Here is a 14,684-nt window from a genome sequence, read left to right as displayed (position 1 = left end):
GGCTTGGCAAGAACACTTCACCCAACATGCAACGCACGCTACCCCCGCCGATGTTTTCAATCGTCTGGACGTTAAATGGCATCAAACGGCCGTGGGTAGAGAGTTGGACGCGCTGCGCCGGCGAAAACGCATCGTACGCTGACTGCGACATTGCGATCACTTTCTCACCATTGATGGTCTCTAGTTGCAGTATATTTCCACAGAATTGATTCATCTGCTCCATCGAGATGGAGATTACTTGCTTGTCTTTAGCCAATGACTTGATCACGAATCGACGTTCAAACTCCGGGATCACTTCATCGCAAATGACACAGAAGTTCTCACCGATCGCCATCATCACATTGGTGTGATAAATCGGCTTGCCAGAAGGCAGCGCTGTCTGGAAAGAGACCACACGGCTATATCCAATTCGCTCTGCGTAATCTTCTAGCACTTCACGATCGCAGCGCTGGGAAAGGGCTGCATAAATCGTCTTGTTTGGGTGGTCCATCACCATCACACCGGTACTTTCCAAGTGCGCGTCAATCTCCAGATAAGAGGTCAAAGAGTCAACACTGCTTACTTGGCGTCCCGCCAGTTCAAGTGTTTCTCGAAGCGCATCCGGTTTGACTTCTTGCTGGCGATTATGGCAGGCCATCGGGAACGTAAACAGCTCTCCACTTGGTGTTGTGCTGAACCAGTTGTTCGGGAAAACCGCGTCTGGCGTTTCAACATCACCAGTTGGGTAATCAAACACCACCACCTGAACACCAGCATGACGAAGCTGGTCAACCATGTGGTTGAACTCTTGCATCGCCATATGACGAATATGTTCATTGGTATCATTCACCTGATGCTGGAATTCGTTGTCCTTCGCCGTTTCCGCGTTAAACGCAAATTCTTTTGGTGGCACCATCACTACGCAATTAGCGTTTTGAACCACTTCTGATTGTTTTTTTAGTCGGGTTTGCTGTTTCAACATCGTGACAAACTCATTTTTCCTCACTCAATGAAGCCAATTGTAGACATATTGTTAAATCAAAAATCACTGAAGTTAAGGGGGTAAATACGCTCAATTCAGCAAAATTTACTGCTAATGTAAATTATTGAAGGGAAATTTATTGCCACAAAGACGGTTTGCTCTATTGGGTTGGATATTATGCAAAATTAAGAATATTCCACTAGTTACATTTTAATTACGAAACGTATACCATTGATAAGCCTTCCTCATTAATGGACGAACACACTCGTCGTATCGACACATTCAGTGTCATTTGTGCGTTTAGGAAACATGTATGTTTAAGAAATTTGAAGGGTTTACCAAACCTTTTCCCGATGAAGAACCCGGGCAACCCCCTACGGGTATTTTTGCCTTTTGCCGTTACTACACACGTGGATATGAAATTCCACTGATCATCATGTCTTTCATGGCTATGATTGTTGCTATTGTGGAAGTGTCACTGTTCGGTGCCATGGGTAACCTTGTAGATTGGCTATCAACCAGCAACCCAGAGACATTTTGGCAAGACAACAAAAGTGAGCTCATTTTTTACGCCATTCTACTTTTGGTTGTGATGCCAGTTTTGGTCACCAGTTACTCACTCTTGGCGCACCAAACCCTGCTTGGTAACTACCCAATGTCGATTCGTTGGTTAGCACACCGATACTTGTTAAAGCAGAGCATCAATTTCTACCAAGATGATTTTGCCGGACGTGTCGCAACCAAAGTGATGCAAACCTCGCTAGCAGTAAGAGAAACCGTGATGAAAACCATGGACGTTTTTGTCTATGTCTCGGTTTACTTCACCGCAATGATCGTATTGTTGGCGCAAGCTGATATTCGTCTGATGATCCCGATGATGATTTGGCTTGGCTGTTATGTCGCGATCCAAATCTATTTTGTGCCGAAGTTGAAAAAGGTCGCTTCGGAACAAGCAGATGCGCGTTCGACCATGACAGGTCGAATTGTGGACAGTTACACCAACATCGCGACGGTTAAGTTATTTTCCCACAGCAAACGCGAAACCGAGTACGCCGAAAAAGGCATGCGAGGCTTCCTTGATACGGTGTACAAGCAAATGCGCTTAGTCACCGGTTTTGACGTTGCGGTAGAAATCACCAACTATTTATTGGTCTTTTCCGTCGGCGCACTGTCAATTTATCTATGGATGGATGGCTCGATCAGCGTGGGTTCAATAGCCATCGCGATTGCATTGGCGCTACGTATTAATGGTATGTCGATGTGGATCATGTGGGAAGTCGGCGCGCTGTTTGAAAACATGGGTACCGTGGTTGATGGCATGAAGACGCTTTCAAAACCCATTGATATTCAAGACAAGGACAACGCGAAACCTCTGACTGTCGAACAAGGTGGCATCGAGTTCGATAACGTTAGTTTTCACTACGGGGATAAAACCAAGGGGGTGATTAGCAACCTAAACTTGAACATTAAGCCGGGAGAAAAAGTCGGCTTGGTGGGACGCTCTGGTGCAGGTAAATCGACCTTAGTGAACTTACTGCTGCGTTTCCATGATGTAGAAAGCGGCAAGATCAAGATTGATGGCCAAGTGATTTCTGACGTTACTCAAGATTCGCTGCGCGCGAAAATTGGTATGGTGACTCAAGATACCTCACTGCTGCACCGCTCGATTCGCGATAATATTCTCTACGGCAACCCAGATGCCACGGAAGACGATCTACTGCGAGCCACCAAGCAAGCGCACGCTCATGAGTTTATCGAAACCCTGAGCGACCCGTTTGGCAACACCGGTTACGATGCTCAAGTGGGTGAGCGAGGCGTGAAATTGTCTGGCGGACAACGTCAACGTATTGCAATCTCTCGCGTGTTACTCAAAGATGCGCCATTGCTGATTCTTGACGAAGCGACTTCAGCGCTCGATTCGGAAGTCGAAGCGGCCATCCAAGAGAGCTTGAATGAACTGATGGAAGGAAAAACCGTTATTGCGATTGCACACCGTTTGTCTACCATCGCAGCGATGGATCGCCTGATCGTGCTTGATAAGGGCGAAGTCGTCGAGCAAGGCACTCACCAAGAGTTGGTGCAAAGCGGTGGCATTTACGCTCAGCTGTGGAACCATCAAACAGGCGGGTTTATTGGTGATGAAGAGCCACCTCAAGAGCTCTCTGCATAATCCTTACATCAATGCCTATCACACGCAAAAGGAAGCTTCGGCTTCCTTTTTTGCGTTAAACCATCACAAAAAAGCCGCCCGTGTGGGCGGCGGTGCGAAAAAGCTGCAGCAGTGGATTGAAGCAACAATTGCATAAAAATGGCATTAATAGGTTTCAAATAGCCCGTCGTTGTAGTCGCGAATGGTCTGTTCAATTTCAGCCATGCTGTTCATCACAAACGGGCCATAATGGACCACCGGCTCATCGATAGGTTCGCCACAAAACAGTAGTGCCCCACTACTTTGCGTTGATTTAAGCTCAACTAAATCGCCTTGCGAAAGGATGGCTAATTGCCCACTTGAGACTGAGTTTCCTGACACCTCAAGCGCGCCTTGGTAAACATAAATCATCATATTGAAGTGCTCTGGCGTTTGAATCTGTGACGCTTGATTGTCACTTGCTCGCCAATCGGCCACACTCAACGAAACACCCGTTTTGTCTAGCGGCCCTTTTAATATTTCACCATCGGCATGGAGAGCCCCTGCGAGCACACGGTGTAATCCCGTCTCAGAAGATTCTCTCTCGGTAATCATTTCAGGTTGGAAATCGAAATACTGAGCAGGCTTCATCTTGTCTCGAGCCGGTTGGTTTATCCAAATCTGGAATCCGTGCAGATCGCCCTCTTCCATAATCGGCATTTCGCTGTGAATCACGCCTCGCCCCGCGGCCATCCATTGGGCGCCACCTGATCTCAGCTCACCGACATTCCCCATGTGATCGCGATGCTGAAAATGACCCTTCATCATATACGTTAGAGTCTCGATACCTCGATGAGGATGAGGAGGAAAACCACCCACATAGTCTGAACGCTGATCAGACTTGAGCTCGTCCACCATTAGAAATGGAGAAAAGTGTTTGTTATTGAAACCCGCCACACGGGAGATTTTTACCCCATCGCCATCTGAAGTAGCGTGCGAACGGATTATTTGGGTGACTTCTCTTAACTTGCTCATCATTCTTCTCCTTCTCACTATAGGAATGAGTGTATCGGGCTGAGGCAAAATGATGAGCTAAGGGATTGGAGGCTCTTATTCGAAAAAATCGAACAAGACTGGGGCCGCTATAGGTATTGACGCTCTAACGCCTTGAGGCTTGAAGGCACAATAATCTTATGCATCGGCGCCACTGGCAGCATATAGACCCGACCTAGCCAGTTTTTTATGTGCACGACCGTTGTTACATACAAGGTGACCCACTCTCCGTTTGGAACCAGCAAAAAAGATAGTCGAACGTTTAAATGCGTATCGCAATCTTCCGCCAGCACCTCATTGGGCGTGAGCGACACTAGGGTAAAAATTCCTATGCGGTCGCCGGGCTTACATGCCGTTTCATCTAAATCAGTACTTAGCTCATTCATGCTGCCAAGGTTCTTTAAACCCAACTTCGAGACAATAAAGTTTCGCAGTTCCATCAGGCGATTTACCCAACGAGGGGAGCTTTTCATCAGCGCTTTATAAACCTCAAACGCAGATTGCTGCTGATTCGGTAAAGTCACCGAGAAACAGTCAGAAAAATGGGCGTTTTCGAGATAGGGTTCAATTAAAGACGGCTTAGACATATCGTGGATTATCCATTCTGTTGCACGTATTTCTCACCATAGCGAACATTCAAGGTATTGAATACTAATGATGATTCAATATCTTGGCTATCTCACTTAAGAGTCAACCTTGTACAACGGTATGTCGCCAATAATCGTGCAGCGCACAAATATCTGCGGAGCATAAGTGACGCATCGCCCCTTTGAGTTGTTCGTCTGACCAATACCACCACTGCATTTCAAGTAGTATCTCGATCTGCTCTGGCGAAAATCGAAACTTGATATGCTTGGCAGGATTAGACCCGACTACCTCGTAGGGTGCAACATCTTTGGTTACGACCGCTCGACTGGCAATGATGGCACCATCGCCAATTGTCACCCCAGCCATAATCATCGCCTCTGAACCAATCCAGACATCATTGCCAATAACGGTATTGCCAGCACGCACAAAACCATCACTTGCAGCGGCAAAATTCTCATCGTCTTGATAGAAGAAGGGAAAGGTACTTATCCAGTCGCTTCTGTGGCCTTGGTTACCCGCCATCATAAAGACCGAACCTGAGCCAATGGAGCAGAAATTCCCAATAATCAGCTTATCAACATCGTCTCGATCAGGGTTGAGGTAACGTGCGCAATCATCAAAGCCATGACCATGATAATAACCAGAATAGTAGCTATGTCGCCCTACTAAGATATTGGGATTGGTCACTTGCTCAGACAAAGGCTTGCCTGAAAATGGGGATTCAAAATAGTTCATAATTTCATTCTTTTCGTTGTCTATGAGTCGTATTCAAGCCTAGGCTTGGCCTCTGAGGATAAGGCAAAATAGGATATCGATCACTGACAATTCGACTGTCGCTAACCAAGCACACACAAACTCACACAGACGTTGGTATCACTCCAACAAAGCGCTAAGATACCGCATCACTCACGTCACGGATGTACAAATACAATATGAATGCTCAACCGTTTATCGATGCTGGAGTCAAATACACTCCTCACTATTTTCAAGTGCCACTCAACTATGCCAACCCAGACCAAGGATCGATCGAAGTGTTTGCTCGCGAACTTTCATTGGTTGCCGATGGTGATAACGCAAAGCCCTTCCTAGTCTATTTCCAAGGCGGCCCTGGCTTTCCGTCTCCGCGCCAAAACGGCTGCAATGGCTGGGTCAAACGCGCATTACAACAATACCGTGTTTTGTTGCTTGATCAGCGTGGCACGGGCAACAGCACCGTCATCAGCCATCAGACATTAGCCCCTCTATCACCACAAGAGCAAGCTGACTATTTGGCACATTTCCGTGCGGACAATATTGTGCGTGACGCAGAATTCATTCGAGAGAAACTAGGCGTAGAGAAATGGGCCATTCTCGGTCAAAGCTTCGGCGGGTTCTGTTCACTGACCTATTTATCGCTGTTTCCTGAGAGTTTGTCGCGCAGCTACATTACAGGTGGAGTGCCTTCTATCTCTCGCCATCCTGACGATGTCTACCAAGCAACGTTTAAACGGACAATGGACAAAAACCAAGCTTTCTTCCAGCAATTCCCGCAAGCACAACAGATGTGCCAACGCATCGCGGAACATTTGCTTGAAAACGATGAGTTCTTGCCTAATGGCCAACGCTTTACTGTTGAGCAGTTCCAGCAAATTGGCATCAACTTCGGTATGAGTGACACCTTCTTACCCACTTACTACCTATTGGAAAACGCCTTTGTGGAAATCAACGGCAAAGCCCAACTGCGTTATGAGTTTCTAAACAGCATGTTGATGGAACAAAGTTTCCACACCAATCCGATTTACGCCATTTTGCATGAGTCGATCTACTGTCAAGGCTTTGCGTCTAACTGGAGTGCGCACCGCGTAAGACAGACTCGCGACGAGTTTAACTACCAATCTGGCAAGCCCTTCCTGTTTACCGGTGAAATGGTCTTCCCTTGGATGTTCGATCAATATGAGAACCTAAAACCGCTCAAACAAGCAGCAGAACTATTGGCAGAAAAACAAGACTGGACGCCACTTTACAACGCTGATGTACTGGCGAACAACAAGGTCCCTGTCAGCTGCGCAGTGTATGCCGATGACATGTTTGTCGAAATGGATATTAGCCGTGAGACGCTTGCGACAATACCCAATGCGAAAGCATGGATCACCAATGAGTATGAACACAACGGATTACGTGCGGATGGCGAACGCATCTTAGACACGCTAATCGCAATGGGCGAACAAACCGCCGCGACATTGAAATAATGAAAACGCCCCAGCGTCAACTGGGGCGTAAAATCTAGCTCATGGAGTGGAGACCGATTGTGTTTCCTTCAGAGTCTGAGACAACCGAGATAAACCCGTGCTCACCAATCGAAAATTTTTGCGCGACCACCTTACCGCCAGCGCCCTCAACACGCGATTCTTCAACCGCACAATCCTGACAAGAAAAGTACACCATGGTACTGTTGCCACCAGCAGATACGCCCTTCATCTTAGCTAATGCGCCAGATGCCCCATACTGCTCCATATTTGATGGAAAGCCCCACATCTCGACGCCCACTTTCGCTTCATCAGTGAGCTGTTCAAACGATACACCAAGCATTTCACCGTAAAAGGCTTTCGCTCGTTCCATATCATCCACATAAATTTCAAACCAACCAACTGGATTCATTTGCATAACCGTCTCCTTGCTATTATCGACTCCCCCTTTAAGTTAGTCGAAGCAAAGCCAGTTTTCCGAGCAATTGAACAAAGATTAATCCGTGTCTCAGTTTCGGTATTTCGGGAACCTAGTTAATGACTTTGAGCCCATTGAAAATCAATATGCCAGAACACCATGCTCCCAATAGAACTAACCTTTAAGGTACAATAGCCCCCTATACTTATTTGTTGACGCCCTGACTTATGCTAAAAATCTCAAACACCGTTACCCTGCAAGCTTGGGAGATCCAACTGACGGCGATTCGAGCTCAAGGAGCGGGCGGGCAGAACGTCAATAAGGTATCTTCCGCGATCCACCTACAATTTAGCGTGCCTCATTCAACGCTTCCAGATATCTACAAAGAAAAGATCCTGGCGCTGCGAGATTCCAGAATTTCGAAAGAAGGCGTCATTACGATCAAAGCGCAGCAATATCGCACGCAAGAGCAAAACCGCGAAGACGCCTTAGAGCGACTCGCAGAGCTTATCCGCTCAGCGATGGTGGTTCAGAAAAAACGCCGTGAGACCAAGCCGACCCGAGCATCCAAAGAACGCCGCCTTAAAGGCAAAAGCATCAAATCGCAAACAAAGTCATTGCGTGGTCGCGTTAAGCATTAACCTCTCGTGCAAATCCACCTATACTGTTCTAAATTCATATAAGCATCAGATTTAATTCGGGTTTCAGGTCCAGTCTTATGAATAAACCATTATGCTCTCTCGCCCTTATTGCGCTTCTCGTAAGCGCTCACTCGCTGGCAAGTAGCAACCTTTATTGGCAGTTTGAGGGCGATAGTGAAGGCATTAGCGTTTATTCACGTGAACATACCGATGGCTTAGTCGAGATTAAAACGCAGATGTTCACGCCGACCAGCTATGGGGCGTTTTTAACGCTGTTGGAAGACTCGGAAAACGTCCCGAAGTGGGTCGATAACGTCAGCTCAAGCCGCGTATTGAATCAACTGTCGCCAACAGAAAACATTGTCTACACCCAGTTCTCTGCGCCTTGGCCAGCCAAAGACCGTGACATGGTCACGTACTCCCGATACACGCAAGATGAGCTCGGATTTACTTTAACCATAACTGACGCGCCACCGGCAACTTTCCCGCTCCAAGAAGGCTACATTCGTATTGAATCGGTAAACGCTCAGTGGCAACTGCAGAAGCTCACCTCTGGCACCACCCTAATTGAATACACAGCCTTTGCCGATCCTGGGGGCGCACTGCCCAATTGGCTGATTAATAAGCTCGCGAAAGAGAGCACTCGTAAAACCTTTGAAAACCTAAAGGCTCAGTTACCACGTTACCAAGCCTTTCAGCATCCAAATGTGGAGGAGTCGCCTAAACAGAGCGCGGTTTTAGAATAAACATTTGATAGTCAACCTGCCCTTTGCGCGCTTTAGATACTAGGATTTCATGCTCTAAGTCGTTCAACACCGAAGAATCTGTCAATGACTCCCTTAACTCGGCCACGCGTTTCGCGAGTGGGTGGTAATAGTTATCCCATGCTTGCTCACTGAGCGCAAACGTATCCACGACGTCGTACCCCGCGAATTTTGCTTCTGCCATTCTCTGCTCGGCACTCACCATTTGAGGATACTCTCGCTGCCAAAACTCTTTAACCATGGCGTCTGGCTGTTTTGTGGACCACACAGCATCACTTATCACGAGACTCCCTTCGCTTTTTAGTAGTGGTCGCCATGCTGCCAGTGCTTGCTCGAACCCCATAAGATAAGCACATCCCTCAGCCCAAATCGCATCGAAACTTTGCCCTTGAAACGGAAGTGATGCCATATTGGCGCACACCGTCGTGATAGTGTCGTTAAACCCTTTGTCGATTGCGCGTGTCGTCAGTGCCTCCAGTACCGAAGGTTCGTTGTCAACCGCGATAACATGACAAGTGAGATGCTTCGCTAACCACTCTGTTGAGAGTCCTTTACCGCAACCAATCTCCAACAACTCCAAGTGAGAAGCAGGCAGCAGAGAGGCCGCTCTAGCGGTATCTTCATCACTTCCCGGCCCCCAGCGAGACAAGGGCTCAAAAACACGCATAAAGTCATCCATATACTGATCGTGCTGATTCATGTCTTTCGATAGCCAGCGTAAACGTTGAATTTGCTTGTCATCAAAACCCTGATTCTTTAACCACTCCACATGGGCATCGGGCGCAACATCATCAAGGTTTTCATGCCATTCGGTCATCGGCGCTTCGCCTACCAATGCCGCGAGCAGTTCGCGAGACTTTTGTTTTTCTGCGATTTCTTGATCTAGCTGGTGCAAACGCTTTAGCAACATCTCGCGCTCAATCTTTTCCTCAAGACATGCTTGGCACTCTTTTAGCGTCAAGCCACCCGCTTGTAGCTTCTGAATCAACCGAAGTCGCTGCAGATCTTTATCGCTATAAAGTCGATAGCCGTTGTCCAACCGCTTACCTTTAATCAAACCAAGCTTTTCGTAATAGAGAAGAGTCGTCCTCGATAGCCCCAGTTTCTCACCTAGCTGAGAGATTTTATACATTGAACTAGCCTTTATCGCCCTTGTTTGAATGAGCGAGATTGTTGCTGGACCGTATTAACCATTTTGCCAAACGCTTTATCCTTGGCGCGTTTTTCCGCCAGTGTTGCACTGTTGAAGGCTTGCTCGCGCATCAACTTTAGATAGCTGTCTAAACGGCGTTGTTCCAGTTTCCCTTCCTCTAGCGCACGTAAGATCGCGCAACCCGGCTCTGAGGTATGGCTACAATCTGAAAACTTACACTGCTCGGCAAGCTCAGTAATCTCACTAAACGCTTCGCTGATCCCTTGTTCACAAGCACTCAGTTGTAATTCGCGCATCCCCGGTGTGTCCATCAACAATCCGCCATGTGGCAGCCATTGAAGTGAACGATAGGTCGTGGTGTGTCGTCCTTTGCTGTCATCTTCTCGAATTGCTCCGGTCGCCATGGTTTCTTTACCCATCAATCCATTGACCAGCGTCGACTTACCCACACCAGAAGATCCAAGCAGGGCGATGGTTTTCCCTGTTGCGCAATAACCGGACAGCTCGTTGAGATGCTCTGGAGCCAATGCGTTAATCGCGTGAACCAACAACAAAGGATCTAGCTTTTGTACTTTGCTCTGTTTCTCACTCACCTCTTCACACTGATCCGCTTTAGTCAGCACGACGATCGGTTCAACTTCTGCCTCTTTAGCTAACGCCAAATAACGCTCGATGCGGTTTAAGTTGAAGTCATCATTGAGCGAGCAGACGATAAAAACACTATCAATATTGGCGGCAATCAACTGGGTATCGAGTTTGCTACCCGCCGCTTTACGCTGAAACAGCGAGCGACGTTCGAGAACTCGGCTGAGTCGATGTTGATCATCAAACGTGACCCAATCGCCGACGCACACTCTGTCTGACTTAGCTGTCAATGTTAACGTTACACGTCCAGAATCGGTCATCACAATCACTTGGCTTCGGTGCTGTTCAATGACACGACCGATTGATTGCGTCTCCAACTCAGTAAGGTCTAACTGCTGCTGGAAATAGGGCTTCCAGCCGAGTTGTTGCAATGAAGGATGTTCACTACCCATTCGATGTTCTCCAAAAGCCTACCAAAACTCAGGCTTGTTAAATGCTGCCACGCACTGACTTGAACCCTGAATCGCAGAAAGTGGTTGCTCTGTTAAGGATTGAGCTAACCAACCATGCGGATAGCTCAGTGGTAACGGAGCCGCATAATCGCTTTCTAACACAGCTTCAAACCCTACCTTAGCGTAGTAATTCGGGTCGCCGTAAGTAAAAGCCAGTGACACACCTTCTTGACGCAGAAGCTGCAACCCATAATTGAGAATCGCCTGACCAACGCCTTTACCTTGCACTTCAGTTGCCACCGCCACTGGCGCGACTAAAAATGCTTGCTCTGGTGAATCATAGCTCAGACGCGTTAGCAGAATGCTCGCAAGGATCGCATTTTCCTTTTCGGCAACCACCACATATCTGTCTTCACAACTTGTCGTCGCTAAAAGGTCTGCGACGAGGCGACCAATCGCCTTGCCTTCTGCCTCACCTTCCGAGTCACTAAATGTACGCGTAAACAATTCAATAATCTGCTGCGTTTGTTCTGGTCTAAATAGTTTGTATTCCACAATATAACCCTCAATTGATAATAGCTCGAGGATAAACTGTAAAGCTGTAGACAGGTCAAGACTCTAAGAGTAATTATTTCTTCGGGCTCTTAAGCCAGTTATGATGAGTCGTAATAGACCGATGTTAGGAAACAAGATGGATCTCAATCTACTCAAAACCTTCGATGTAGTAATGAAAACACGCAGTGTTAATGAAGCAGCAGACAGCCTTGGGATTACGGCTCCAGCGGTCAGCCAAGCATTGAATCGGCTTAGAGAGCAATATCAAGATCCGTTGCTGATCCGCAAAGGGCGTGGCATTGCCCCGACCAACTTTGCCGTAGAGTTGCATGAGGAAATTCAAGAGCCACTTAATCTACTGTTAAACGGCGCTAAATCGAGGCAGCAATTTAATCCGTCACTGAGCAACCGAACGTTTCGCCTATCAAGCCACAAAGATCTCGACTTGATGATTGTCCCGCCTTTGATTGATTATCGTGACCAGCATGCACCAAACGTAAAGCTGAGTGCCGACATTGAGCATACCGATGAATCTAATCGTCAAGCGGATTTGCGCATGCGTCGCGTCGACATCATACTCGCCACCACACCACTGGATGAGCATGGGTATCATAACGAGCTTTTGTTTGAGCTCCCACTTGTCGTGATTTGCCGACATGATCACCCGAGAATCCGCCAAGAAATAAGCCACCAGCAATTTTTTACCGAGCGGCACTTGTTGTGGGGTACGCAGAGATTAAACCAAGATATCGTCGATTCACTGAGTATTGATACTCAGCCGCAACGCAATATCGTCTATAAAACGGATTCTATCTGCAACGCCGTTATGATGGCAGCGCAAACCGACTGGCTCTGTGTGACTAGCCAATGGCACGCCAATCTATTAGCGCCTGCCAACCAAATGCAGATTCTTCCCCTTCCCTTTGAGCTCAATACCCTTCCCGTCTATATGACGTGGCACGAGTCACAGCGACAAGACAGCGGTCATCAGTGGCTCAAAGAGACCTTACTCAACGTCACAGCTCAGTTTCGAAACCCCTTAGTGGATTAAATAAAACTTAATCCACTTTTTAGCTTTGGTCTATCGATTGATTAATCCGCCAGTTCTACTATCTCTCCATCGACGAGCGCTGGTCAGCTCGCCCAAAAAGAGAGAGATAAATTATGAAACTTCAAAAATCTATCGTGTCATTGGCAATTATCGCTACCCTTGCGCCAACTCTTAGCTTCGCCGCACCAACCACGAGTGCGCCGAAGGAAGCATCAAACTTCACTATCGCGAAAAATGAACAACTCAAACAATACCTAAACTTCGCCAACCAAAGTGACTTTGATAATGCCTCTCGTGGCTTCATTGCTACCTGGCCAGAGAAAACCATCAAAGACGCCGATGGCAACGTCATTTGGGATTTCTCTAAGTATGACTTTATCGACCAAGACACAAACACCGACACCATTAACCCGTCACTGCTGCGCCAAGCCAAACTGAACAACATTGATGGTCTGTTTAAAGTCAAAGAAGGCGTTTACCAAGTGCGCGGCTTTGATCTTTCCGTCATGTCCTTTATTCGTGGCGACAAGGGCTGGGTAGTAGTCGATCCTTTGATCTCTCCCGAAACCGCGGCGGCGGGCTTGAAACTGCTGCGCGACAACGTGGAAGCCCTTCCGGTAACTGGCGTTGTCTTTACCCACTCACACGTTGACCATTTTGGTGGCATCTTAGGCGTCACCAGCCAAGCAGACATCGATGCAGGTAAAGTCGATATTCTTGCTCCTGAAGGCTTCTTCGATCACTCGATTGCTGAAAACCTAATGGCAGGCAATACCATGTCGCGCCGCGCTTCCTACATGTACGGCAACTTGCTAGAGGCCAGTCGCAAAGGTCAAGTCGATGGCGGCTTAGGTAAAACCACATCGTCTGGTGCGCCGGGTATTGTCAAACCGACCCATATTGCCAACATTACCGGTCAAGAGATGGAAGTTGACGGCGTAAAACTTGAGGTAGTCATGGCCCAAGAGTCAGAAGCGCCGTCGGAGTTCATGTTCTATTTCCCTCAGTACAAGACCATGATGGCAGCGGAAGTGATGACGCACACTGTGCACAATATCTCGACACTGCGCGGTGCCAAAACCCGTGATGCTTCCTCTTGGGCGGAGTACATCGACGACGTTCTGCATGCCTATGGTGACAAAGCCGATACCATGATTGCGTCTCACCACTGGCCAACCTTTGGCAAAGAGAACATTCAAAATCAGCTAGAAAAAACGCGCGATATGTATAAGTTTGTACACGACCAAACTCTGCGTCTCGCCAATAAAGGCTACACTCCGAACGAGATTTCCGCTTCTATTCAGTTGCCAGATTCACTCGGTAAAGAGTGGTACAACCGCGGCTACTACGGCACGGTGTCACACAACGCACGTGCGACCTATGACTTCTACTTTGGCGCATGGTGGGACGGTAACCCAGCTAACCTAAATCCGCTGACACCAACAGAGCAAGGCGCCAAATACGTCGAAGCCATTGGTGGCGAAGAGAAAGTGATCGAACTGGCAGAAGCCGCGATAGCGAAAGGCGAATACCGTTGGGCAGTGACGCTACTCAACAACGTAACCTTTGCTAACCCAGACAATATGGACGCTCGTTACCTTGAAGCGGACGCAATGGAGCAGCTCGGGTACCAAGCCGAGTCTGGCCCATGGCGCAATTACTACCTAGGCGGCGCTAAAGAGCTACGTGAAGGAATCAAACCTGTCGCAACGCCGAACACCGCAGCGATTGCTAAAAACATGCCGTTTGATCAGTTTATGAACTATCTCGGCGTCACAGTAAAACCGGACGCGGCGAAAGGGTTAGATATCAAAGTGAATATCGATGTCAAAGGCGATGGTCAATACGCCATGGATTTGAGTAACTCGGTATTAAAGTCCTACTCTGACAAGCAATTTGAAGCGGCCGACTTAACCATTACTCTGTCACGTCAGGCATTCGAAAACATGATGACGAAGCAATCTACTCTTGAAGAGGAAATCAAAGCGGGTCATTTCAAAGTGTCTGATCAAGTTGAGTTCAACAAACTCATGTCTGTGTTTGACCAATTTGATATGTGGTTTGGCGTGGTAACACCTTAACCCAAGCCCAATGTCCAAATAGTTATATA

At 47.7% G+C, this 14,684-nt stretch carries 15 protein-coding genes; 7 read left to right on the top strand and 8 right to left on the bottom strand.

Annotated features, from left to right (window positions below; all coding sequences use genetic code 11):
• Positions 1 to 961: arginine deiminase-related protein (locus tag RJ47_RS12050; RefSeq protein WP_039484052.1), on the bottom strand; the 961-nt coding region annotated here is incomplete at its 3' end.
• 313 nt (positions 962 to 1,274) lie between these two features.
• On the opposite strand from RJ47_RS12050, the gene RJ47_RS12045 reads away from it, so the two are divergent.
• The gene (locus RJ47_RS12045; RefSeq protein ID WP_039484050.1) at positions 1,275 to 3,131 is read left to right on the top strand and encodes an ABC transporter ATP-binding protein; all 1,857 of its coding nucleotides are present in this window, start codon (positions 1,275 to 1,277) and stop codon (positions 3,129 to 3,131) included.
• Positions 3,100 to 3,267, top strand: a complete 168-nt coding sequence (locus RJ47_RS21245; RefSeq protein ID WP_156143320.1) for a hypothetical protein — start codon at positions 3,100 to 3,102, stop codon at positions 3,265 to 3,267. The genes RJ47_RS12045 and RJ47_RS21245 overlap by 32 nt, the downstream gene beginning before the upstream one ends.
• An 8-nt stretch (positions 3,268 to 3,275) precedes the next feature.
• Here the strand turns inward: RJ47_RS21245 and RJ47_RS12040 are convergent, their stop codons facing one another.
• From RJ47_RS12040 to catB, 3 genes are all read right to left on the bottom strand, one after another.
• Positions 3,276 to 4,124, bottom strand: coding sequence for a pirin family protein (locus tag RJ47_RS12040; protein WP_038136051.1), 849 nt, complete (start codon positions 4,122 to 4,124; stop codon positions 3,276 to 3,278).
• Between the two features lie 107 nt (positions 4,125 to 4,231).
• On the bottom strand, positions 4,232 to 4,729 hold the full coding sequence (locus tag RJ47_RS12035; protein ID WP_039484048.1) for a DUF2867 domain-containing protein: 498 nt from the start codon (positions 4,727 to 4,729) through the stop codon (positions 4,232 to 4,234).
• Positions 4,730 to 4,832: 103 nt separating this feature from the next.
• The gene (gene catB, locus RJ47_RS12030; protein WP_039484046.1) at positions 4,833 to 5,465 is read right to left on the bottom strand and encodes a type B chloramphenicol O-acetyltransferase; all 633 of its coding nucleotides are present in this window, start codon (positions 5,463 to 5,465) and stop codon (positions 4,833 to 4,835) included.
• Between the two features lie 197 nt (positions 5,466 to 5,662).
• Here catB and RJ47_RS12025 point away from each other — a divergent pair, with 197 nt between their 5' ends.
• On the top strand, positions 5,663 to 6,958 hold the full coding sequence (locus RJ47_RS12025) for an alpha/beta fold hydrolase (protein ID WP_039484044.1): 1,296 nt from the start codon (positions 5,663 to 5,665) through the stop codon (positions 6,956 to 6,958).
• Positions 6,959 to 6,992: 34 nt separating this feature from the next.
• Here the strand turns inward: RJ47_RS12025 and RJ47_RS12020 are convergent, their stop codons facing one another.
• On the bottom strand, positions 6,993 to 7,373 hold the full coding sequence (locus tag RJ47_RS12020; protein WP_038187440.1) for a VOC family protein: 381 nt from the start codon (positions 7,371 to 7,373) through the stop codon (positions 6,993 to 6,995).
• Between the two features lie 227 nt (positions 7,374 to 7,600).
• On the opposite strand from RJ47_RS12020, the gene arfB reads away from it, so the two are divergent.
• Positions 7,601 to 8,014 (top strand): alternative ribosome rescue aminoacyl-tRNA hydrolase ArfB, encoded by a 414-nt coding sequence (arfB, locus tag RJ47_RS12015; RefSeq protein ID WP_005469583.1) that lies wholly within the window; start codon positions 7,601 to 7,603, stop codon positions 8,012 to 8,014.
• A 77-nt stretch (positions 8,015 to 8,091) separates the two neighbouring features.
• On the top strand, positions 8,092 to 8,760 hold the full coding sequence (locus RJ47_RS12010; protein WP_039484042.1) for an START domain-containing protein: 669 nt from the start codon (positions 8,092 to 8,094) through the stop codon (positions 8,758 to 8,760).
• Here RJ47_RS12010 and RJ47_RS12005 read toward each other — a convergent pair.
• From RJ47_RS12005 to RJ47_RS11995, 3 genes are read right to left on the bottom strand one after another with little or no spacing between them, the layout of a single operon-like run.
• Positions 8,735 to 9,910 (bottom strand): MerR family transcriptional regulator, encoded by a 1,176-nt coding sequence (locus RJ47_RS12005; RefSeq protein WP_039484040.1) that lies wholly within the window; start codon positions 9,908 to 9,910, stop codon positions 8,735 to 8,737. The genes RJ47_RS12010 and RJ47_RS12005 overlap by 26 nt on opposite strands.
• 11 nt (positions 9,911 to 9,921) lie before the next feature.
• Positions 9,922 to 10,968 (bottom strand): ribosome small subunit-dependent GTPase A, encoded by a 1,047-nt coding sequence (rsgA, locus tag RJ47_RS12000; protein ID WP_039484038.1) that lies wholly within the window; start codon positions 10,966 to 10,968, stop codon positions 9,922 to 9,924.
• Between the two features lie 18 nt (positions 10,969 to 10,986).
• Positions 10,987 to 11,523 carry a GNAT family N-acetyltransferase gene (locus RJ47_RS11995; RefSeq protein ID WP_039484036.1) on the bottom strand — a complete coding sequence of 179 codons (537 nt, stop codon included), beginning with the start codon at positions 11,521 to 11,523 and terminating at the stop codon, positions 10,987 to 10,989.
• Positions 11,524 to 11,659: 136 nt separating this feature from the next.
• Between RJ47_RS11995 and RJ47_RS11990 the strand changes: the two genes are divergently transcribed.
• Positions 11,660 to 12,574, top strand: a complete 915-nt coding sequence (locus RJ47_RS11990) for a LysR family transcriptional regulator (protein ID WP_039484034.1) — start codon at positions 11,660 to 11,662, stop codon at positions 12,572 to 12,574.
• A 113-nt stretch (positions 12,575 to 12,687) separates the two neighbouring features.
• Positions 12,688 to 14,655 (top strand): alkyl/aryl-sulfatase, encoded by a 1,968-nt coding sequence (locus tag RJ47_RS11985; RefSeq protein ID WP_039484032.1) that lies wholly within the window; start codon positions 12,688 to 12,690, stop codon positions 14,653 to 14,655.
• Positions 14,656 to 14,684 lie beyond the last annotated feature (29 nt).

It is taken from the genome of Vibrio sinaloensis (assembly GCF_000808535.1).
GTDB lineage: Bacteria > Pseudomonadota > Gammaproteobacteria > Enterobacterales > Vibrionaceae > Vibrio > Vibrio sinaloensis_D.
The sequence above is the reverse complement of the archived record's forward strand: the minus strand, read 5'-3'. Positions and strand labels throughout refer to the sequence as shown.